The organism is Aeromicrobium tamlense (genome assembly GCF_013408555.1).
GTDB lineage: Bacteria > Actinomycetota > Actinomycetes > Propionibacteriales > Nocardioidaceae > Aeromicrobium > Aeromicrobium tamlense.
The window spans coordinates 480259-502309 of sequence record NZ_JACBZN010000001.1; the positions used below are offsets into that span (position 1 = coordinate 480259).

Annotated in this window: 16 protein-coding genes; 6 read left to right on the forward strand and 10 right to left on the reverse strand. The window is 65.4% G+C overall.

Translation table 11 applies throughout. The features are described 5' to 3' along the window. Position 1: 1 nt before the first annotated feature. Positions 2 to 1078 (reverse strand): DNA recombination protein RmuC, encoded by a 1077-nt coding sequence (locus BJ975_RS02435; protein WP_179423295.1) that lies wholly within the window; start codon positions 1076 to 1078, stop codon positions 2 to 4. Between the two features lie 179 nt (positions 1079 to 1257). Here BJ975_RS02435 and BJ975_RS02440 point away from each other — a divergent pair, with 179 nt between their 5' ends. Next, positions 1258 to 1707, forward strand: coding sequence for a YdeI/OmpD-associated family protein (locus BJ975_RS02440; protein ID WP_218845712.1), 450 nt, complete (start codon positions 1258 to 1260; stop codon positions 1705 to 1707). A gap of 3 nt (positions 1708 to 1710) precedes the next feature. Here the strand turns inward: BJ975_RS02440 and BJ975_RS02445 are convergent, their stop codons facing one another. Genes BJ975_RS02445 through BJ975_RS16630 form a run of 3 tightly spaced genes read right to left on the reverse strand, consistent with a single transcriptional unit; the run spans position 1711 to position 4119 of the window. Next, a complete protein-coding gene (locus BJ975_RS02445; protein ID WP_218845713.1) occupies positions 1711 to 2046 on the reverse strand; it encodes an antibiotic biosynthesis monooxygenase family protein in 336 nt (111 codons plus the stop codon). Beyond that, positions 2034 to 2792: a methyltransferase domain-containing protein gene (locus BJ975_RS02450; RefSeq protein ID WP_179423297.1), complete on the reverse strand. Its 759-nt coding sequence runs from the start codon at positions 2790 to 2792 to the stop codon at positions 2034 to 2036. The genes BJ975_RS02445 and BJ975_RS02450 overlap by 13 nt, the downstream gene beginning before the upstream one ends. A 37-nt stretch (positions 2793 to 2829) precedes the next feature. Beyond that, positions 2830 to 4119, reverse strand: coding sequence for a lipase family protein (locus tag BJ975_RS16630; protein ID WP_179423299.1), 1290 nt, complete (start codon positions 4117 to 4119; stop codon positions 2830 to 2832). A gap of 111 nt (positions 4120 to 4230) precedes the next feature. Here BJ975_RS16630 and ychF point away from each other — a divergent pair, with 111 nt between their 5' ends. Next, positions 4231 to 5319 (forward strand): redox-regulated ATPase YchF, encoded by a 1089-nt coding sequence (gene ychF / locus BJ975_RS02460; protein ID WP_179423301.1) that lies wholly within the window; start codon positions 4231 to 4233, stop codon positions 5317 to 5319. A 342-nt stretch (positions 5320 to 5661) separates the two neighbouring features. Beyond that, a complete protein-coding gene (locus BJ975_RS02465) occupies positions 5662 to 7533 on the forward strand; it encodes a hypothetical protein (RefSeq protein ID WP_179423303.1) in 1872 nt (623 codons plus the stop codon). Positions 7534 to 7683: 150 nt separating this feature from the next. Here the strand turns inward: BJ975_RS02465 and BJ975_RS02470 are convergent, their stop codons facing one another. After that, a complete protein-coding gene (locus tag BJ975_RS02470; protein WP_179423305.1) occupies positions 7684 to 8799 on the reverse strand; it encodes a tyrosine-type recombinase/integrase in 1116 nt (371 codons plus the stop codon). A 58-nt stretch (positions 8800 to 8857) separates the two neighbouring features. Further along, positions 8858 to 9091 (reverse strand): helix-turn-helix domain-containing protein, encoded by a 234-nt coding sequence (locus BJ975_RS02475; RefSeq protein ID WP_179423307.1) that lies wholly within the window; start codon positions 9089 to 9091, stop codon positions 8858 to 8860. A gap of 108 nt (positions 9092 to 9199) precedes the next feature. Here BJ975_RS02475 and BJ975_RS02480 point away from each other — a divergent pair, with 108 nt between their 5' ends. Further along, positions 9200 to 9802: a helix-turn-helix domain-containing protein gene (locus BJ975_RS02480; RefSeq protein WP_179423309.1), complete on the forward strand. Its 603-nt coding sequence runs from the start codon at positions 9200 to 9202 to the stop codon at positions 9800 to 9802. A 5-nt stretch (positions 9803 to 9807) separates the two neighbouring features. Here the strand turns inward: BJ975_RS02480 and mobF are convergent, their stop codons facing one another. Then, entirely contained in the window at positions 9808 to 12390 is a 2583-nt protein-coding gene (gene mobF / locus BJ975_RS02485) for a MobF family relaxase (RefSeq protein ID WP_317628219.1), read from the reverse strand. 438 nt (positions 12391 to 12828) lie between these two features. Between mobF and BJ975_RS02490 the strand changes: the two genes are divergently transcribed. Next, a complete protein-coding gene (locus tag BJ975_RS02490; RefSeq protein ID WP_179423313.1) occupies positions 12829 to 14595 on the forward strand; it encodes an ATP-dependent nuclease in 1767 nt (588 codons plus the stop codon). A 114-nt stretch (positions 14596 to 14709) separates the two neighbouring features. Then, positions 14710 to 15564 carry a DUF3883 domain-containing protein gene (locus BJ975_RS02495; protein ID WP_179423315.1) on the forward strand — a complete coding sequence of 285 codons (855 nt, stop codon included), beginning with the start codon at positions 14710 to 14712 and terminating at the stop codon, positions 15562 to 15564. Between the two features lie 76 nt (positions 15565 to 15640). Here the strand turns inward: BJ975_RS02495 and BJ975_RS02500 are convergent, their stop codons facing one another. The 3 genes from BJ975_RS02500 to BJ975_RS02510 are packed head-to-tail and all read right to left on the reverse strand — an operon-like array spanning position 15641 to position 21788. After that, the gene (locus tag BJ975_RS02500) at positions 15641 to 18784 is read right to left on the reverse strand and encodes a type I restriction endonuclease subunit R (protein ID WP_179423317.1); all 3144 of its coding nucleotides are present in this window, start codon (positions 18782 to 18784) and stop codon (positions 15641 to 15643) included. Continuing rightward, complete coding sequence (locus tag BJ975_RS02505) at positions 18784 to 20052, reverse strand: restriction endonuclease subunit S domain-containing protein (protein ID WP_179423319.1); 1269 nt, start codon at positions 20050 to 20052, stop codon at positions 18784 to 18786. Before BJ975_RS02505 ends, BJ975_RS02500 begins: the two co-directional genes overlap by 1 nt. Then, positions 20049 to 21788, reverse strand: a complete 1740-nt coding sequence (locus BJ975_RS02510; protein ID WP_179423321.1) for a type I restriction-modification system subunit M — start codon at positions 21786 to 21788, stop codon at positions 20049 to 20051. Before BJ975_RS02510 ends, BJ975_RS02505 begins: the two co-directional genes overlap by 4 nt. Between the last annotated feature and the right edge of the window lie 263 nt (positions 21789 to 22051).

A 22051-nucleotide genomic window follows, 5' to 3' on the forward strand; every position in this document is an offset into this window, starting at 1 on the left:
CTCATGACGTTAGTTCATCGAGCAGCTCGGGCGCGGTCATGACGCGGGGTGTCGCCTCGATCACACGCGGATGGAACGGCGGCTGGTCGTCGACCTTGAGGTCGTGCAGCCTCCGCGCGCTGACGAGCAGGCGCGACTCCACCGACGCGACCGTGTCGTTGTAGGACCGGACGGCCCGCTCGAGCGAGGCGCCGAGCCGGTCGACGTGCCCCGCCACGGTGCCAAGCCGCTCGTAGAGCTCGCGCGCGACGCGGTGGATCTCGCGGGCGTTGTCGGCGATCGACTCCTGCGTCCACGCCAGCGCGACCGTGCGCAGCAGCGCCACGAGCGTGGTGGGGGAGGCCAGCACGACCTGCCGCTCGGCGGCGTGCTCGAGCAGGGCGGTGTCGGCCTCGAGCGCCGCGGAGAGGAAGGACTCGCCGGGCACGAACAGCACGACGAACTGCGGCGCGGCGTCGAACTGGCGCCAGTAGGACTTCGCCGCGAGCTGGTCGACGTGGCCGCGCAGTTGGCGGGCGTGGCGGTCGAGGTGGGCCTCGCGGACGTCGGCGTCGTCGGTGGCGGTGGCGTCGAGGAAGGCGTCGAGCGGCACCTTCGCGTCGACCACGATGTCGCGGCCGCCGACCAGCCGCACGACCATGTCGGGACGCAGCCGCCCGTCGTCGGTGCTGACCTGCAGGTCGAAGTCGCAGTGCTCGGTCATGCCCGCCAGCTCGGCGGTGCGGCGCAGGTGCATCTCGCCCCACCGGCCGCGCACCTCGGGACGGCGCAGCGCGGTGGACAGCGAGGCGGTCTCACGGCGCAGCGCCTCACCCGTGAGACGTACGGACTCGACCTGCTCGCGGAGCTGCGCGTGCCACTCGATGCGGCTGGACTCGAGGTCGCGCAGGCGGTTGTCGAAGCGGTCGAGGCTCTCGCGCACGGGCGCGACGGCGCGCGAGGTGGCGGCGGTGGCGACCTCGACGTCGTGGGCCGACGCGGGCCGGGCGCGGACGCCCAGCAGGTAGCCGAGCGCGCCGGCCAGGCCGGCGACGAGCAGGAGCAGCAGCAGGACGGTCAGGCTGGGGAAGGTGGCCATGCGGCCATGGTGGTGTCGGGGTCGGACAGTTCTGGTCCGAGGCGGTGCGCGCCGGAGATGCACGGATCTTTCGACCGTGTGGTCGTCCCAGCGACATCGTGGTACCAGGATCCGTCCGACAGGGTGGACAGGGTGCCGCCCCGGCGGAACGATCGGGTCACGCGCACCCAGGAGGCACCATGCCCAAGATGACCCTCGCGATCAGCACGACCCTCGAGCCGCGCGGCCCGGCGGCGGCCGTGGTCCTCACCGACGAGCAGGTCGAGTCGTTCGGCGCGGGCCGCTCGTTCCCCGTGCGGATCACGATCGGCTCGGTCACCGAGCCCGCCCGGCTCGCGCGGATGGGCGACGAGAACCTGATCGGGCTCAGCAAGGCGAAGCGCGAGGCGCTCGGGGTCGAGATCGGCGACGAGGTCGACGTGCGAATCGAGCTCGACGACGCGCCGCGCGAGGTGGACGTCCCCGATGCGCTGGCGACGGCGCTCGACGCGGCCGGCCTGCGGGAGGCGTTCGACGCGCTGGCCTACTCGCACCGCAAGGAGCACGCCCGCTCGGTGGCCGAGGCGAAGAAGGACGACACGCGCGAGCGCCGGGTCCAGAAGGTTCTCGACGCCCTGCGCGGGTCGTGAGGGTCAGTCGCGCGTGAGGTCGGCGACCTCGTAGCTCCAGACCTCGCTGTGGGTGGAGACGGGCTTGGGTGCCTCGCCGCCGGCGCGCTCGGACTCCGAGCGGTGGCCGTGCCCGAAGGCGGGCGAGCTCAGCCACGCCCGGAACGACTCCTCGTCGCGCCAGCGGGTGACGACGAGCCACTGCTCGCGGTCGTCGGTGGGCTTGAGCAGCTCGAAGCCCTCGAAGCCCTCCTGTCCGTCGACGGCGCCGGCGCGCTTGGCGAAGCGGTGGGCCAGCTCGTCGCCGGAGTCCTTCGGAACGGTGATGGCGTTGATCTTGATGACGGTCACGACAGCCATGCTGCCACTGCGCCCCGATCGAGGACGATCACGGAGTCGTCCTCGTCCTGCCACGCGATGCGGGCAGGGACGTGCGCGGCCTGCTCGGCCGAGAGCAGGGTGACGAAGGCGCCGCCGGGCGCCAGCCACTCGGCCATCGGGGAGACGACGGCGCGCAGGTGGTCGAGGCCGTCGCGGCCGCCGTCGACGCTGGAGCGCGGCTCGTGCGCGCGGAAGTCGCCATGGATGCCGTCGATCCGCGCGCTCGGCACGTGGGGGAGGTAGCCGACGGCGAGGTCGATGCGGCCGCGGAGCGCCGGCGGCAGGGCGTCCCACCACGACCCGTGATGGGTGGTGAACCCGAAGCGGCGACCGTTGGCCCGGGCGACCACGACCGACGCGGGATCGAGGTCGACCGCGTGGACCTGCGCGGTCGGAAGGCGGCGTGTCATGACCGCGGCGATCGCTCCGCTGCCGCAGCCGAGGTCGACGACGACCTCGGCGTCGGGGCGCAGGACGGCGGCCACCTCGGGGATCGCCTCCGCTCGACGGCGGGGGACGAACACGCCCTCGGCGACGGCGACCGTGACGCCGTCGAACTCGGCCACGCCGACCGCCTGCTCGAGCGGCACGCCCGAGGCACGGGCGGTCACCGCGCGCTCGACGTCGCCGGGGTCGATCAGGTGGCGGCGCACGAACGCGGCCTCGCGCTCGGCGAACACGCACCCGGCAGCACGCAGCCGGGCGACGATCGGGTCGCTCTCCACGACTCGATCATCGCCCGGCCACGTCATCGGACGCCCGTCAGGGCAGCAGCCACAGCGAGCTGCAGTTCGACTTCACGGCCTTGCCCGTGAGGCGATCCGCCAGCCAGTCGTGGGTCTGGCCGAGGCGCGTGATCGCCGGACCGAGGTGGTTCAGCGCGGTGCCGCCAGTGCCGACCAGCTGCACGACGGGCGTGTACGTGACGTTGACGCCCTGGGCGCACCAGTCCTTGGCCAGCTGCTTGGCCTGCGCGTGGTCGACGATGTCGTCCTTCGTGCCGGTGAGGACCTGGACGGGCACGTTCGGCTTGAGCCGGCCGATGCGCTGGGCGTCGACGGGGGCGCGCAGGGCGGCGTCGTTCTTGACGATGTCGTAGAGCGACTTGCCGTTGGTGGTCCACTTCGACGTCTTCTGGAAGCCGTACGAGAACAGCGTGCCGCCGATGCACTGCGTCTTGACCTTCTCCAGCGCCTCCTTGCCGGCGGGCGTGGCGAGCGTGTCGAGGGCGCTCTGCAGCTCGGGGAAGTACGGCGTGATGCCGTTGATCGCGTAGGCGATGACGCCGGTGAGGTCGGTGCCGTCGGCGGACTTCAGCACCTCGACGAGGTTGGCCGGGGGAGCGCCGGCGTAGGCGCCCTTGAGGTTCAGCTCGGGGGCGTAAGAGGGAGCCAGCTCGGCCGCCGAGCCCGCCGCGCCGCCGCCCTGGGAGTAGCCGTAGAGGCCGATGGGCGACGACGTGGTGACCGAGGTGTCGGGGAGCTTGAGTGCAGCGCGGGCGGCGTCGAGCAGCGCCTGGCCCATGTCGAGGCGGTTCGTGTACGTGTGGACGCGGTCGGTGGTGCCCAGGCCGATGTAGTCGGTGAGCACGACGGCCATGCCGCGGTTGAGGAAGTCGTGGATGCTCGGGATCTCGTAGCCGATGCCGAACTCGTCGCCCTCGACGTTGAGGAAGGTCTCGAGGGACTTGGAGGGGGCACAGGCGTCGCCCTGGCCCTGGGTGCCGGCGGCGACCGCGACCAGCGGGCGCGGACCCGTGCCGGTCCACTTCTTCGTCGGCTCGATGTAGGCGCCGCTGACGGCCGCGGGCTCGCCGGCCGCGTCGGTGGACGTGTACATAATGCGGGTGGCCTTGCCGGGCAGGTAGAGGCCGTTGAGCGTCAGCGCGAGCTTCATCGGCTCGGTGCGGATCACCGTGCCCTTGCCGGAGGGGAGGTCGGCGGGCGGGTCGTAGAACGTGGGCGCGGCATTGGCCGCCTGCGGGGCCGCGACGAGGCCGGCGAGCAGGGCGCCGGCGGCCGCGGTGACGAGGAATCGAGCGGATCGGAACACGGGGTACTCCCAAGTAATGTGACGCTGGTCACGCGAAAGGTATCACGGAGTTACACCTGCGCGACATGGGGATTCCCTGGTCGTGGGCACGCGGCAGTAGGCTGGTTCCCCGTGGCCCTCACCATCGGAATCGTCGGACTTCCCAACGCCGGCAAGTCGACGCTCTTCAACGCCCTGACCAAGAACGACGTCCTCGCGGCGAACTACCCGTTCGCGACGATCGAGCCCAACGTCGGCGTCGTCGGCGTGCCCGATCCGCGGCTGGAGAAGCTGGCCGAGATCTTCGGCTCCGAGCGCATCCTGCCCGCCACCGTCGAGTTCGTGGACATCGCCGGCATCGTGCGCGGCGCGTCCGAGGGCGAGGGCATGGGCAACAAGTTCCTCTCGCACATCCGCGACTCCGACGCGATCTGCCAGGTGACACGCGTGTTCCGCGACGAGGACGTCACGCACGTCGACGGCGACGTGAACCCCGCCAGCGACATCGAGACGATCTCGATCGAGCTCGTCCTGGCCGACCTGCAGACCGTCGAGAAGGCGCTGCCGCGCCTCGAGAAGGAGTCGCGCAAGGACAAGTCGCTCGTCTCGCAGTTCGAGGAGGCGAAGAAGGCCAAGGAGGCGCTCGAGGCCGGCACCGGCGTGCTCAATGCGGGCCTCGACCTGGCCGAGCTGCGCGACCTGCACCTGCTCACCGCGAAGCGCTTCCTGTTCGTCTTCAACTGCGACACCGACGAGCTGAACGACGAGGACCTCAAGGCGAAGATGCGCGAGCTCGTCGCGCCCGCCGAGGCCGTCTTCCTCGACGCCAAGAGCGAGGCCGAGTTGGTCGAGCTGGGCGACGACGAGGAGGCCGAGCAGATGCGCGCCGAGATGCTCGCGGACCTCGGCATCGAGGAGCCGGGCCTGGACCAGCTGGCCCGCGTCGGCTTCGACACCCTCGGCCTGCAGACCTACCTGACCGCGGGCCCGAAGGAGGCGCGCGCCTGGACGATCAAGAAGGGCGCCACCGCCCCCGAGGCCGCCGGCGTCATCCACACCGACTTCCAGAAGGGCTTCATCAAGGCCGAGATCGTGTCCTTCGACGACCTGATCGCCGCCGGCTCGATGAACGACGCCAAGGCCGCCGGCAAGGTCCGCATGGAGGGCAAGGACTACGTCATGGCCGACGGCGACGTGGTGGAGTTCCGCTTCAACGTCTGAATCGGCGCGTTTGCGCAGGTCAGCGACGGGTAGACCGCTGGCAGTCCGCACTGAGTCCGCAGGACGTCCGTCCATTCCCGCTTACCGTTGCTCGGATGGTGACCAGCGTCACCCACTAGCTTCGAACTGCCGTGGGGACCGACTGGCGATCAGCGCAACGCGTCCGAGACCGGTTTCCGAGCGCTTCGAGCATGCAGGTTTGTGCCTGTCGCAACCATGCAGTCGTGGTTGATGGGGGCGAGCCATTTGCAAGAGTGCGGGGCGTGGTCCCCAAGCTGCTGTCAGGATGGCTCTCAGAGCGGTCGAAGCAGGTCGCTGAACTGCGGAAACAAGGGGGTCTCGGTGGGACGAATCGAGTGGGCGGCACTGGGTGGCGACGAGGTCGAGACCGTGCTGGCGAACCTCCTATACAACGCGAACAGCCGCTCGATCCGGGTTCGACCGGCGCAGGGTGACTACGGCATCGATGTGCTTGTTCCCGCAGGAGCGGACGCTAAGCCCTGGGACGTCTACCAGATCAAGAAGTTTGCGACGAACCTCGGAGACACGCAAAAGCGCCAGATTGAGGGTTCATTCCGTCGTGTGCTTATCGGGCTCGTACGTGCTGGAATTCCGCTGAATCACTGGTACTTGGTTACGCCGCTCGACCCGACGCTTGCGAATTTGGAGTGGTTTGAATCTCTGCCCGAGGCGGCGATCGCTTGGTTGAAGGCAGTGGAGGAGGCGCCGCTCTCCGCAAATGAAGAAGCGGAAATCAGAGCTTGGTTAGACGCACCCGGGCGCCAGATTGAATGGAAGGGCCTGCCTTACTGCGAGTCCTTAGTCGCGGAGTACCCGTACGTAGTCGACTACTACCTTCACGGAGGCGAGAGACGAATCCGCGACGCGGTAAAGGACGTCGCCAAGTTGTTGCAGCGAGATGTGACACTGCCGAGGGGGGATGTACCCGATGCGCCGGGCGAGGGGTCGGCAGCCTTGCTGGATCCGGCCGACGTACGCGAACACTTTGAGCGACTCGACAAGGTTCTCGAAACCGACCCGCACTACAGCTACGGTTTCGGGATCGAACCTCACCGGCGACAACTCGCACCGGAGCCGGGCCTGGTCGCAGCGACGCAGGAGCAACTCGCAGGCGGCCGTTGGTTGACCTTCAAGGTGTTCCAGCGATCCGCGCAATCGGTCGACGAACGGCCAATCCCGATTCAATTGGAATTCAAGATCGAGACACCGGAAGATCGTGAGGCGTTTGAGATTTGGCGGAAGTACGGCAAGCCGACTGTAATGAACGCCGCATTCAAGATCGACCTACCCGGAGGCCTCGGCGGCGAGGGTGATTCAGCCCAAGTGCGGCTCTCGCCGGCGGCCGGTGAAGAGGTTTCCTTCCGTAACCGACTCCGCATTCTGAACCCGAACGGTGACGTCCTAGGGGAACTAGGGTTCGCGATGACTGCCACTCGAGGTATCGGAGGAACCGGGAATTGGTCACGAGGGATCGATGATTCGCGAACGCTTGAGACCGAGGGGTTTTTCCATGTAGAAACGGTCGACGGGCTCCCAGCCGGAGGCGGAAAGATGAACTTTTCGCTGCAACCTTTGGCCGGGCTGGAGGCCTTCAAGGCCGTCGCCGCCGTGACCTTCGGATCACATCTAGTTGCGCCCAACAGGCTCGAGGTGGCGGGTGAGTTCGGGCCATTTCAAGACTTCTGCGCGATCGAGGCCCTCGAGCCTCTCGTCCATCCTGCCGTCGCCCGCATCGTTCGCGCCCTAAGTGTCATTCAGTCTCGGACGCCGATACCAGTGACCATCCCAGACTTCTCTGCCCTTGAGCCCGAAGACGTGCGCGCCATCCGCGACGCCGCTTTCCTGATCGAGGGCAACACCACAGTGGGCACTTGGCCCGAGCTAGTGTTTGACATCGCTGGCGATATGGAGATCGACATCGGAGGCCATTACCAGTTCGCTGTCATCAAGCCCTTGGTGGTGCACCTCAATGGCCACGACCTGGCGCTCGGCGCTGTTGAGCACACCCTCCTTTCAGCGAACGTCTCGGCGATTGACGGCGACGTCGTGCATGCCACGCCGCACCTCAACGACACAGTTCATGCGAAGTTCGTCACCGACGTGCCGAGTGCGCCTGCGGGCAGGGACTTGGTTCGGGGACGGGCGGCGCCAGATCCGATCGTCCCGGCGGAAGAGGGCGACCACGATCGGTAAAGACGATTGCGTTTCTCGCGCTGTTCCCGCCTGTTTTATCAGCTGTCGAGACTTCCGGTGACTGCTCTCTTCGGGCACAGCAAATCTCTCGTTGTCTGCCTACTGTGTTCCCCCCTGGCGTTGACGTCGCCGGGCCGTGTCGAGATCGCTTCATCGGGTAGGCGTAGCTCCCCAATATGATCCATGCGAGGACGCCAATGAGGATTTCATCACGGACTCCGCCGCCTTGCGGGTGCGGTCCTCGGCACTCGGCCACAGGTGCGCGTAGGTGTTGAGCGTCGTCGTCGCTTTCGCGTGACCCAGTGAGCGTTGCACCGTCACCACGTCGCAGCCGGCAGCGATCAGTCCGGAAGCGTAGAAGTGCCGAAGGTCGTGCAACTTGACGCCGGACAGCCCCGCGTCACGCAAGGTCTTGCGCCACCAGTACCCCACGGTGTTTTGATGAGGAGGATCGCCACCATCACCCACGAAGATCCACTGGCATGGCCCGTGGTTGCCGTGGACGGCGATGTGCTGGGCGAGCAGCTCGACAAGACTGTTGGCGAGGTACACGGCTCGCTCGGAGCCGTACTTCGGTTCCCGCACGTCGACGGCGCCTCCCGCGACGCGCTGAACCTGTCGACTCACTGACAACGACTTGCGCAGGAAGTTGATGTCGCCAGCTTGGACGGCCGCCGCCTCGCCCAGTCGGAGTCCAGCGAACGCGCACAGCGCGATGAACGTCCTGAACCTGTCGTCGGCGACGGTCAGGAGTTGTCCCACCTCCTCGGGTGTTGGGATCGACATGGCGGCCTCGGGACGACGGCCCCGGGGGAGCCGTACGCCATCGGTCGGATCGGACCCGATCACCCGGTCCTTCAGCGCGGCGCGGAAGACCGAACGGACGTTCACGTAGCGCGTCTTGATGGTTCCTGGGGCGAGCCGAGCCGAGTCCATCGATTTGATCCACGCTTCGACCTCGGACCGGCGCACGTCCTTTATCGGCTTGTCGCCGAACGGCACCGACCGCGCGGCGAGCGACATTGCAAGCACTGTGCCCGGCACCCGTACCTGTCGCGATGACCACTCGCCGTAGAACGCGGCGAACGTGATGCGACCGGCCTTGGGGTCGGCGTAGTTGCCAGTGAGCACCGATGCCGACGTTTCGTCAAGCCAGCGTTGCGCGTCGATCTTTCGCTCGAAGTGCCGAGCGTGCTCGTTGCCGCCATCGTCGCGGTACCTGGCCCGCCACTTGCCGTTGGGCCGTTTCGCGATGTTTCCGGCCATGGTGATGCTCCTTCCGGACTGATTCCATCGTCTCTCTGGGATCGGACACCGATGCTGTTCAGCGGTGGTCCTGTGGACGGTTGGTCTGCTCGGTGAGCCACAGGATGAGCTCGGCGCGCCAGTAGCGGACATGACGGCCGACCTTGAAGCTGCGGGGCCCGCAGCCGAGGTGCCGCCAGTAGCGCAGTGTGCCTTCAGGGACGCGGAGGAATCGGCATGCCTCCTGGAGGCTGAGCATCTCGTCGCCCAAGTTCGGGGCGGGGCGGTTGAAGGGGATCGGTTCTGCGGTCATGGTGGTGCTCCTCGATGAGATCGACCCGATCGGGCCCGGGGTCGGCATGTCCGACCTCGTACCGAAGGTGTTCAGCCGAAACCATCGATCATGAGCGATAATTTGAGGATGCAGCCCGAGACCGTGATTCAGACCGCGCGGAAGGCGGCAGGGCTGACGCAGGGTGAGCTCGCAAGACTCGCGCAGACACAGCAGTCGTCGATCTCGGAGTACGAACGGAAGCGCAAGTCGCCGACACTGGACGTGGTGGAACGGCTCGTCGACGCCGCCGACGCGAAACTGGTGGTCGAGCCGCTCCCGCTGTGGGACGAGGACGAGTCCGAGACGTGGATCTTCCCGGAGCGGTTGTGGCGAGTGCCCGCACCTCAGTGCTTCGCTCGGGTTGAGGTCTGGTTCTTCAGATCCGTGACGGGCGGTAAGGACACGTGGGACCTTGCCGATCGCCAAGACCGGATCGAGTTCTACGAGATTGCGCTGCAAGAGGGCTTCTACACCATCATGGAGCCCACTGTGGACGGGGCCCTACTCGTTGAGGCGTGGCCGGACATGGACATCCCGGATGAACTCCGGGCGGTGTGGCAGCCGGCGATCGACGCCGCGAGTGGTGTGTCACGGCGCGACGAACCGCCGCTGGACCCCGGCGGCTACAACGCAGAGATTGCGGCTAAACGCGGATGGCGTTACCCGCCGACGAAGCGTCGGAGGGCTTAGTCCGGTCACCTCAGGCTCCGAGCCTCTGGGATGGGGACTTGGCTGCGGGCGGGCGGTGTCGGTCGATGCCCGAGTTGTGGTCCGTAGCGATCGATGGCGTCGATCGCCTGTCTGCGGGCGTGGGCAGGTCCGAGGTCGGCGCGGTCGCGGCTGAAGACGTCGATCCATTGCTTTCGGGCGTCGTCCACGGATTCGGCGACCAGGTGGGCGCGGTTGGATGCGCGGCCTCGGGTCATGGCGACGTAGGCGGCTGCGGCTCCTGTGGTGTCGTCGATGGCGACGTGCGCGGAGTCAACGGTCTCGCCCTGGGCGCCGTGCACGGTGCGGGCGTACGCGAGTTCGACGAACCGCGCGGCGTAGTCAGCCGGGATCTCGCGATCTCGTCCGCGGCCGCGCAGGAGCAGGCTGCCATCGTTCCGGATCCTGGCCACGGTCCAGGTTTGACGGTTCGCGACCTGGAGACTCGGATCGTTGCGGCGGGTGGCGACCCGGTCGCCGAGCCCGATCTGCTCGCCGTGCGTGGTCGTGACACTGGCTGCCGGTGGGGCGTGCCTTCGGTCTCGGATGGCGGCGTTGAGCTCGGCGATCTGCTCACGGGTGTCGGCGATGACCAGGTCGCCTGACGCCCCAGTCTCGGCGAGGGAAGCGGTTCGTTCCGTTTCGGAGTGGTGGACCTCGATCCGTCCTCGGCGGTGGAGTGCATCGAAGATCGCGCCCGGGTCCTCTCCGGTGCGCATCCGCAGGCTCAACGCGGCGTAGTCGGGGTCGGTGAATCGGTGCACCTTCTCGAGCCTCGTGACGGCTGTCGGGTGGGCCCAGGCGATGGCGTGGTCGAGGACACCGCCGCGACCGACGGCGGGCAGTTGATGTCGGTCGCCGACGAAGGCCACCCGAGCCCCGGCCTCGTCGGCGAGGGCGAGAAGCGCGCGAGCGGTGTCCTGGTCGAGCATCCCGGCCTCGTCGATGAGCAGAAGATCGCCGACGCTGAGCCGAGCCGCGGCGGATGGCGCCGGGTTCGCCTGTCGGGTCCAGACTCCGTCGGCCGTCCAGCGCCACCCATGTTGGTGGATCAGCCACGCCGCGGAGTGACCCGCGGCCCCGGCTTCGGCGGCAGCGACTTCGGCGGCTTTCAACGTCGGCGTGACCACCATCAGTCGGTGGCCCTGCCGCGCCAGCGCGTCCTTGGTCGAGCGCAGGGCGGTGGTCTTCCCGGCGCCGGCTGCACCTTCGACCACGACCAGTGGCCCGTCGCCAGCCAAGACGCCGACCACGGCAGCGTGGGTCGGATCGATCCGCACCAGACCACGCCGGACGATGCGAGCCTTGCGGGCCGGATGAGTCCCCCGCCGCGCAATCCGCGTGACGATGTCGTCTTCGACGTCGAGCACCGTCCGTGAGCACAGGGATCGGACGTGCTCGGGCACTTCCGCCCCGCTGAGCAGCTCGACGCACCGGTCGACGGCGCGAGCGGTGATGTCCTCGGCGAGTTCGGCCCTGGCGGCCGGGTCGGAGATGAGCCCGGACTTTGCGAGCACGACCTCGGTCTTTCCGCGGATGTCGGCGGAGTTCCATGCCGACCGTTTGGCGCCGAGCATCGTGATCACGAGCCCGGCGGCGGCATCGGGGTCGATCCATCCCGAGTGGGTCCCAGTGAGCGAGACCGAGCCGGTAGGGTCCTCGTAGCCCAGGTCAAGCAGTTCGGCGTTCCAGCGCGCCACGAGTTCTCTGCCGTCCTTCGGCACGACCTTGTCGGGGCGGGCTGTCGCCCAGGCGCGCCTGTCCCAAGCCTCGCGGAGTCGAGGACCGGGTTCTTCACCGTGGTGATCACAGCGCCAGTCGGCTTCGTACCGATCGACGTTGCGGCGGATCTGCGCGGTCCTCGTGCTGAACGCGCCGACGTAGGGGAGAAGTTCGCGGATCTCGCTGGTCTCGGCGTCGAGCGCGAACCCGTGCGACGCGAGGACCGACCGGAAGTGCGGGTCGGTGGCGACCGCCGCGTGTCCGATCCCGTTGATGGCTTCGATGCTGTCGCGGATCCCGACCGAGTGGATGCCCCGCCATGTGCCGGCCGCCCGGACCCGGGCATTGATCTGCAAGTGGAGGTGCCGGTGCGGATCGCCGGCTCGCGAGGTGTAGTGCCGGATCACCGCGGCTTCGATCGTCCCGACCGGTACCTGCACCTGGCGTCCGCGCGGACCCACTCGGGTGGTCGCGTGGTCGGCGACCCAGCCCACGATCTGGTTCGCCGCTCGGTCCTGCGCGGCATCCAACGCTGCCGAGATCTCCGGATGGAGCGCGGCGGCCAGCGACCAGGTCTTGGGTCCGTTGACGGTGACCTCGACGAACCGCAGCGCGTTCGCGTCGTCGCGAAGCCGGCCCTTCTCGGCGCCCGTGTCGACGTCGATGCCGGCGACCCATCGCTCGTAGGTCGCACCGTCCATCGGGCCGGCCTGGTCGACGCGGCCTCTGGTGGCGCTGAGTCGTTCAGCGACTCTGGTGCCCTCGGCGAGGTAGTAGTCGTCGGCGCGGGAGCGATCGCGTTCCACGTAGGCGCGCGCGGCCTTCGCTTCGCCGCGGTAGAACTTCACGCCGCCGTGCACTCGAATCACCGCCCCAACGGGGTCCGTCGACAACCAACGGACCCCTAAAATTGACTGAGAGGCCGCCCGTTTCCGGACAACCCCATCTACGTCCTTCGTAGCATGCGTGCCGCGCAAAGTTAACGAGGGAGGGAAGCCGAGAAGCTAGATATGTGATCGCGTTTCTCATACTCGACGACGCTCAACGATGTTCCTCGATCTAGAACGTGGTTGCGCGGAAACGGCGTGGCACTGTGAGGCGACCTGATCCTGCGCCCACGGCATACGGCTGTGGGTGGTTGTCTCATGACCGACTTCCGCGTAGCTCCTATTCGACCACCTCCCTCGTTTCAGTCATCCGTTGATGCAGATTCTCCAGACGCCGACGCTGGACTCGCATATCGTGATCCGGACGTGGCGCAGTTGACTTGCATGTAGGGGGCTCGCTTGAAACTCATTCGCGCACGGGTGAAGGACTTCCGCAGTTTCGTTGGCGAGCACGATTTTGATTTGTCGTCTGGAGTGAACTACTTCGTCGGCCCCAATAACTGCGGGAAATCCAATCTCATAGCCGCGCTCGTGTTGGCTCTCGATCCCGATGCTCGATACGACTCAGCTTTGGATAGGCCAGCACAAACGGCCGGCATGGGTGCCCCCCCGAAGACGCGGATCACGCTGACAGTGCTGGTGGGCTCAACACCCGTCGAAAAGACGCTTCTCGCTCGTGCGCGTGCCTACGAAATGGCGGTCCGAGAGTCACGCGGGATAGCGACTACCGGGAACGTCCAGACGTATGCGGATGAGAAGGAGGTTCGCCTTGTCGTCACGTTCACTGGTGCTGGGGCTCGGCAAGTCGCATTCCAGGCGAAGGGGCAAGGGGCTGCCTCCTTGACCGCGGATGCGGACGAGTCACAAAAGCTCTATGAACAGTTCAGCAAGTCGATCCGCCTAGTGGTGCTTCACAGTGGGGAAGACTTGGCTCAGGTCCTCCAGGGTCGGTTTCGGGATATCCTTCACTACGTCATCCGGGACCACCTAGCCACAGAGGTCGGAACCGCAGAGGCGGCGCGTGAGACGTACATTCGAGCGTTGCAGGAGCAGTTGCTTGGGCCGCTTCAAAAGCAGGTGGAAGGCCTAGTGAACGGCCTGTTTCCCGAGATCGAGATCGCGGAACTCGTCCCCGATATCCCTGGGCTGATGGAGACGCTTTCAAGCGTGGACGTGCGGCTGCACGATGCTGCGCTCACCCAACTCGCTGGCAAGGGAACCGGCGTCAGGGGGGCCGTCCTAGTTGCGATGCTTCAGTACCTGGTCGAACAAAGCCGGCGATCGCTCGTACTTGCAGTTGAAGAACCGGAGGCGTTCCTCCACCCTGCCGCCCAAGAAGCTGTCATGACGCGACTGGAGTCGCTCGCCCAGCGCCCGGACGTCACCCTCGTTGTGACGACGCATTCCCCCTACGTGGTCTCGCAAAAGCCAGAGGCTCGCGTGTCTTCTCTCCGGAAGGATGCCGAGGGTCGAACAACCCTCGCCGACAGCGTGTCGGGTGATGGCGACTTGACCCAGGTTCTTGGGCCGCTCTTTCGAGATAGTGGATTTGCTCGTGTCATTCAAAAGGCCACGGCCGTACCTCCGGGAACCCGGGGCGTTGTCATCACCGAGGGTTACACGGACGGGTTCTTCGTGCAGACAGGTTGCAAGGTGGCGTCTCGCGAGCAACTGCTAGACGGGATCCATTTCATCCCGGCTGGAAAGGCCGCCCAGGTCGTAGTTCAAGCCATTCTCGCTACTGCGGCGTCAGATCTCCCAGTTGTGGCCCTCCTGGACTTCGATGACAACGGTCGCGCCGCACGCGACCGACTGAAGGATATGAACTGGAATCCGAAGCGAGAGCTGCTGATGCTCTCGGACTGGCCGAACAAGTGCAAAAAGGGACACGACGTCGAAATCGAGGACCTCATCCCCAACACGGTCGTGGAGAAACTGATCGCGAAATCTGGAGGCGAAGCTGCTGCGATCGACGGGAAAGAGAACTGCGATGTTGGTTGGCATTACCGCCCGAACGTGATCTGGAAAGAAGCCGCCATTGATCACTTGGGAGGGACTCTCAAGAAGGCCGACTGTTCCGGGCTGATCTGGGTTGCAGAGGCGATCGATTCCAGAGTGAGTGCAATCGCCGCGGCGAAAGCCAAGTCAGCCACTCATAAGAAGTGAAGTACCGCCTGACGCCATTTCGCATTGGACGACAACGTCCGTCCCGACTACCCAAGCGCCAAACCAAGAGCTGGAGATCCCAGCCCCCTGTTCTCGAAACTCCGAGGTCGCCCCATGTCGCTCGATGTCGAACAACCAGCAGCCTACGTCTTCACGCTGGAGTACGCCGACGCCTCGAACTGGGAGATTTGTAAAGCCAGGGGATTGGTCGGAGTGCGCCAGAGTCCTCAAGGCCAAGCCACCGCACGGCTTGTCAAGGAAGGGGATGTGCTCTACGTGTGGAGGGGCGGGGGACAAAGGTCGGGAGCGGGTCTGATCGCCAGGGTCCTCGTCGCGGGCGCGGCCTACGAGCCAGTTGCCGGTGAGGCGCCTTGGCCCAACCCGGCGTCATTCACTTACCTGATTCCGATCGTCTTGGACGAGGAGCTCGTCGAACCAATTACTGACAGGTTCCCTGGCAACCGAATGGGAGCGCGTTTCAAGCTCCAAAATACGGCACTTCAGAAAGGCCTGATGAGGGTCTCGGACGAATCACGGGACCTGCTCGAAGCCTGCTTCTCAAGCCGGTCACGGGATCTGCTCGAGATGCTTCCCGTCGTCACGCGCGGGAGATGGTCGACCGACCAGGACCTGATCCGAAAGGTGGAGCACGCGGCCGTCGAAGCGGCGCGGGACTTCCTGGGGGATGAGGGCTGGCGTGAGATTCGCGATTGCCAACTCGACGGATGCGGTTACGACTTCATCTTCCGAGACCACTACGGGCGCGAGCGCTTTGTCGAAGTGAAGGGTACGACCTCCGACCAGCCGCATTTCCAGTTGACTCGACTTGAGCACCAGATCGTGTCGAACGACCCAAGGGCACGGATCTGCGTCGTTACGAGAGCCCTAACAGCACCACGGATTCATCTGCTCGAATGGCCGGACGTACGCGATCTCGGCGTCAAACCCGTCGTGTGGCAGGTCGGCTGACGCACCCGGATGACGCGGCGCGCGCCCTGATCAGCGCCGTGAGTTGTATCGGGCGACTGTCACGGGATCCGCCTCTTCAGACGGCGTCTCGATTGACCCTCGTGTGCAGTAGCTCACCGACCAACTTCACGAACTCGACTTGGAAGTTCTCGTTCGTGAAGAACATGTCGGCCAGCGTGTTGTGGCTGGCGGTCTCGGCGTTCGTCTCGGTGTTGCTGGTCAGGACGGCGCCCGTCACAGCGTCGTTAAGATCGGGTGACGCGATGAACTGCTGGGAGGAGTTGGAGGCGGCCTGTGTGGTGACGGTCGCGTTCTCCACCAAGACCGTCATGACACCCTCCACCCAGCTCGACGTGTGGTTGATGTCCCAGTCCTCGCCTTCGAAGAGCGCGTTGATTCTGGACAGGATCTCGTTGAAGAGAACCAGATTCGGGTCGCGGGACTGGCCCGACCCGGTGGCCGAAGCCGGCTTGAGAGCGATGACATCGCCGGACGCCAGGTCGAGTGACTGGTCAGCGGCGCGGGCCTGCTTGATGTGGGTCAGCTCGACGGTGGACAGGTCGATGATCTCTGCGCCTTCGGCGCGCACGAGGCGCGGTCTTAGCAGCCGCAGGAACAGCGAGCGCTTCTCGAGTTCGACGTCTTCGTAGTTCACGATCTGACTCAGGAAGTCATACAGGCGAACGAAGGAGCCGACGTCCTTGCGAAACAGTTCGAGGTCATCAACCTTGGCCTTGTCGCTGGACGCCTGCGCGGCGTGCCAAGCGTCCGCGAACCGGGCTGCCGAGGACGTCAACGGTGCAGTGATCGCACCATGCCTCTTGGCTAAGTACGCCTCGGTGAACGCGTCGATCTCCGCGTCGGTGTAGATGCCAGCGGCGTCGAGCTTGGCACGGATATCGTGCACGAGGTCGGGGTCGGTGTTCCGTTCGATGCTCGCGTCCTTGTAGTAGGGAAGGAACGCATCGAGGATGTCCTGCGGTTCGTTGACGAAGTCCAGGACGTAAGTGGTGTCCTTGCCGCCCTTGGCGTACGTGCGGTTGAGCCGCGAAAGGGTCTGGACAGCGGTAACGCCGTCGAGTCGCTTGTCGACATACATCGCGCAGAGCAGAGGTTGGTCGAAGCCGGTCTGGTACTTGTTCGCCACGATGAGGAGCTGGAACTCGTCGCTGGCGAAGGCCCGCGGGATCGTGCGACCACGCAGGCCCTTGTTCAGGTTCGATTCGGAGTACGGCGGCTCGACCCCCGCGAACGCGACCCCGGGCACTTGCTCGCTCGTCATGGTGCCCGAGAACGCGACCAGGGTCGCGACGTCCTTGTAACCGGCCTTTGAGATGTAAGCGTCGATCGCTTCCTTATAGCGGATCGCGTGTTCGCGCGAACCCGTGACGACCATCGCCTTGGCGTGCCCGTCGAGCAGGTGCCGCACGTTCGTCCGGTAGTGCTCGACGATGATCTGCACCTTCTGGGCGATGTTTGTCGGGTGCAGAGACACCCACTTCATCAGGTGCTTGGTGGCCTCGGACTCGTCCACGAGGTTCACTGCCGACAGGTGGCGGTCCTTCGTCGCACGCTGGGCGATCTGGAACGCGGTGTCGTAAGAGGTGTAGTTGCGCAGCACGTCGAGGATGTAGCCCTCCTCGATGGCCTGCTGCATCGTGTAGACGTGGAACGGCCGCGGGGTCCCGTCACCGTCCGCCCGGCCGAACAACTCCAGCGTCTTGGCCTTCGGGGTGGCGGTAAACGCGAAGAACGACAGGTTCGGTGAGGCAGCGCGTCCGGCCATCTCGGCGGCGAGCACGGCTTCGGTGTCGATCTCGCCACCGTCGTCGAGGTCGGCCAGTTCCTCCGCGGTCAGCACCTGCCGCAACTGCTGGCTCGTGCGGCCGGTCTGGGACGAGTGCGCCTCGTCGGCGATGATCGCGAACTTCTTGCCGGCCAGTCCGGTGTCCTGCTGGATCGCCTCCAACGCGAATGGGAAGGTCTGCATCGTCACGATGACGATCAGCTTGCCTGAGAGCAGTTCCTCGGCCAGCAGCGCGGACTTCGACTTCGCGCCCGCCTTGCGCGCTTCGTCGATGTTGATGGTGGCGACGGTGCCGTCGACGCCCTCGATCTGTTTGATTGCGGCCTGGAGTTGGTCGTCCAGGACGGTGCGGTCGGTGACCACGATGACCGAGTCGAAGACCTTTTCGTCGTTCTCGTCGTGCAGGGTGGCCAGACCGTGGGCGGTCCAAGCGATCGAGTTGGTCTTGCCGGAACCGGCGGAGTGTTGGATCAGATAGTTGTGGCCTGGCCCTTCCTCACGAACGGCGGCGGTCAACCCGGTGACGAGGTCCCATTGGTGGAACCGCGGGAACAACAGAGTCGACTTCTTGGAGATCTCACCGGTGATCGGGTCGGTCTCGGTGGTGGTCTCGAGGTGCATCAACCGGCCGAGGACGTGCAGCCATGCGTCGCGCTGCAGGACTCGTTCCCAGAGGTAGGCCGAGGCGGCCTTGCCGGGCACGGCGGGGTTGCCGGCGGCACCCTCTCGACCTGTGTTGAACGGCAGGAAGTGCGTGTTCGCTCCGGCCAGTTTGGTGGTCATGTGCACTTCGTCGTTCGAGACGGCGAAGTGCACAAGGCAACGGTTGCCGAACCCGAGCATCGGCTCACCGGCCGGGAGGCGGTCTTGTCGGTACTGCTGCAGGGCGTGGTTGATCGACTGGGTGTTGTCGGTCTTCAACTCCAGCGTCGCGACGGGGAGCCCGTTGACGAACAGCACCAGGTCGATGCTGTTGGAGTTCTTCGACGAGTAGTACACCTGCCGCATCACCCGCACCCGCACTGCCTCGTAGCGTGCGGTCGCCGAGGCGTTGAGCTTGGTGGCGGGCTTGAACTCGGCCATCTGGAACTTCGCCGGAGTCTTGTCGAAGCCCTTGCGGAGCACGTTCAATGTGCCGCCACCCTGATCGAGCGGTTTGTCCAGCACCTTCACAAGCCGGTCGAGGATCCCGTCGATCCCCTTGACCTGCTCGGCCTCCGACATCGAAGGCTTGACGACCTTGGCCCACTGCTCGGGCTGCGTCTCACGAAGCCACGCGATGACGTCGGGGGTGAAGAGTGCGCGCTTCCTGTCGTAACCGGCGCGCTCGTTGTCCCTCGTCCACAGCCACCCACTGCCACCGAGGGCCGCGAAAATCTCGTCCTCGAATGCCTTCTCATGCACTGCGGCCATCAGGCTGCCTCGCTCACGTCGACCTGACCCGTCACGGCAGCGGTGATCAGAGCCGAACGACGCTCCTTGGATAGTTCGATAAAGCGCTCGGCCTCAGCGATGATTTCCTCGATGACACGATCGGTTCGTGCTGAAGTCTCTGAGACGATGTCTTGCTCGTACTGCGGCGGGACGGGGATCAGTACATCTCGCACAACGGCTGTGTTAAGGCGTGCCCTCGTTGATCCCCTTGAGAGAAGTGCCATCTGAGTTCGAGCACTGGGGGAAGAGAGAGCCCACGCAAGATACGCAGGCGACACGAGACTATTTGGTCGTAGCCGATAGCAGTCGGCCTTCACGATGGCGGGTCCAATCTCCGGGACGACTGTTGCTCGTCCGAGTGGCCAGCGTTCGTCCCCGAGTCCTGCAACGACCACGTCGCCAGCGGTGACGGCGTGCTGTGACAGCTCAGTCGCGTAGTCCATCGGAATGAACGCCTTGTCCTGATCACGCCAGTCATTGACGCCAATGTTTCCGAGCCGGATCACTCGAGTTCCCTCGTCGCTGTAGTGGGAGGACGTCAGTGATGATCCGAACGGGCCGTCGACGATCGATTCAATCACGCGCCGAAGCGGCAGCACTGGATATGACGCGTGCAATCGGTCATATGCCGTACCCCATGCTGCATCGGTGCGTTCACGAAGCAGGTCGATCAAGCACTGCTGTGCGTGGATGAGGTTGTCGATCTGGGAGGTCTCGCGGTCGAGGTAGTCCGCGATCGCTCGTTGGACACTCAACGCGGTCGGTACCGCGACCTCGACGCGTGCCAAGTCGCCGCTCTTGATTCCGACCCGAGTAACGCCGGTTGCGAGCAGGCTCCACTGACGCATCGTTGGTTCCGATGAGAGTGCCCAGTAGAGGTACTTCGGATCAATCCGCCGAGTTGGTCGCACCATTGCGAGGTGGTAACCGCATACTAAGTCGTTCGCTTCAGTCTCGACGAAGGCTGGAATGCCAATGTCGTCGGCGGTCTCCGAGTCCTTCGTGATCAACGTGTCCCCCCTGCAAAGCCGGAATCGATCGACTTGCTCTTCGGTTGCGGTGGCTCGCATGAACTCGAGTTCAGAGGTGATCGCCGAGTTCTTGTAAACATCGGTGTAGTTGCAGAGCCGGACGGCTGGTTGGCCCTCGACCGAGTGCTTGTCGACGTTGCTCGGCCAACTTCGAGCCACTCTGTCGAGCCGCGTTGATTGCCAGCCGTGGGGAAGACCCCTGAACCAGGCGCTCACGCCTCCACCTCCCGCAACAGCTCCAGAATCTTGGCGACCTGTTTCTCGAGGTCCGCGTCTATCGCAGCCAGCGGTCGGGGCGGCACGTAGGTGTAGAAGTGGCGGGTGAAGGCGATCTCGTAGCCGACCTTGGTCTTCTTCTCGTCGAGCCAGGCCTCGGGCACGTGGGGAAGGACCTCAGCTTCCACGTATGCCTTGATGGTGGCGTCACGGCCGTCGGCGCCCATCGTGTTGCCGCCGTACGTGAAGGGCACGTTCTCGGTGTCGCGCAGTTTGCTGTCGGGCCTGGGCGAGCCCTTGCGATCGGTGGCCGGCAGGCCGTCCTCGTCGAGCAGGGGACGTTCGACGGTGATGGTCCAGTAACCGAATTCGTCCGTGCTGAAGATCTTCGAGTGCTCGGTCTCGGAGTAGTCCGCATACAAGTGGACCAGTTCCTCGCGCTGCTCCGGACTGATCTCCCGGCGCTTCGAGCCCAGGCTCTTTCGCATCTTGGTGAAGAAATCAGTGCCGTCGATCAGCTGCACCTTGCCGACGCGTTCTCTGGGCTTGTCGTTGTCGAGGATCCAGACGTAGGTGGCGATGCCGGTGTTGTAGAACATCTCGGTCGGCAGCGCGACGATCGCGTCGACCTTGTCCGACTCGAGCAGCCAGCGGCGGATCTCGGACGGCCCTGATCCGGCACCGCCGTTGAACAACGGCGAGCCGTTCAGGACGATGCCGGCGCGTCCGCCACCTTGTTTGACCGGTCGCATCTTGGCGACCAAGTGCTGCAGGAACAACATCTGGCCGTCGGAGACGGCCGGCAGGCCGGCGTGGAAGCGGGAGGCCACGCCGAGGTTCTGCACCTCGGCCTTGATCGCGGCCTGCGAGGCCTTCCAGTCCACACCGTACGGCGGATTCGACAGGCAGTAGTCGAAGGTGGTGCCCGCGAACTTGTCGGAGGCCAAGGTGTCGCCCAGCTTGATGTTCTGCGCGTCCTGACCCTTCGCGATCATGTCGGACTTGCAGATCGCGTACGACTGGTCGTTGATCTCCTGGCCGTACAGCCGCAGTCGCGCGTCGGGGTTCTGGCTGCGCAGGTGCTCATCGGCGATCGAGAGCATCCCGCCGGTGCCGGCCGTCGGGTCGTAGACCGTCCGCACGACGCCCTCACCGGCCAACGCGTCGTTGTCCCCAGCGAACAACAGGTCCACCAGCAGTCGGATCGCATCGCGCGGGGTGAAGTGCTCACCGGCCGTCTCGTTGGAGGCATCGGCGAACTTGCGGATCAGTTCCTCGAACAGGTCGCCCATCGCGGCGTTGTCGATGACGGTGGGGGATAGGTCGATCTTTGCGAAGGCCTGCACCACGATCAGCAGCCGGTCCTTGTCGGCGAGCTCGTGGATGGTCTGCTCGAACTTGAACCGCTCGAACACGTCGATGTTGGCCGAGAATCCGGACAGGTAGTCGACCAGGTTCGCCGCCAGTCCCTCGGGATCGCCGAGCAGTTTCGCGAACGTCCACTTCGAGGTGTTGAAGAACCCCAGGCCCAACTGTTGCTTGATCCGAGCGGCCGCGATTTCAGGGCTGGGGTTGGCCGCCACCAGCTCGCGGACCTCGTCGCGCGTCGGCTCGAGAATCGCATCCAGCCGCCGCAGGATCGTCATCGGCAAGATGACATCACCGTACTGATGGGGCTTGTAGGGGCCGCGCAACTGATCTGCGATTCCCCACACGAAGGTGCCAAGGCTGCTCATGCAGTGATTCTCCCGATCCGCGAGCCAGGGCCGGCACGCGCGTCTATTGTCGCTGACCGACGAGCCGGATTCAGTCGAACGCGGCGAGACCCTGTGGCAGCGGCCTGTGCGCGGCTACTGGCGTCTAAGTTCCACGAAATGCTCAACGAAGCACGGGTGCTCGCGGTCCGCAATTAGTCCGCAAGAATGCCACCGACCGCCGTTTAGTGCCGAAGCCAACCAACGGTCGTAGAGGGATCAATTCGCTGGAAACTCAGCAGAGT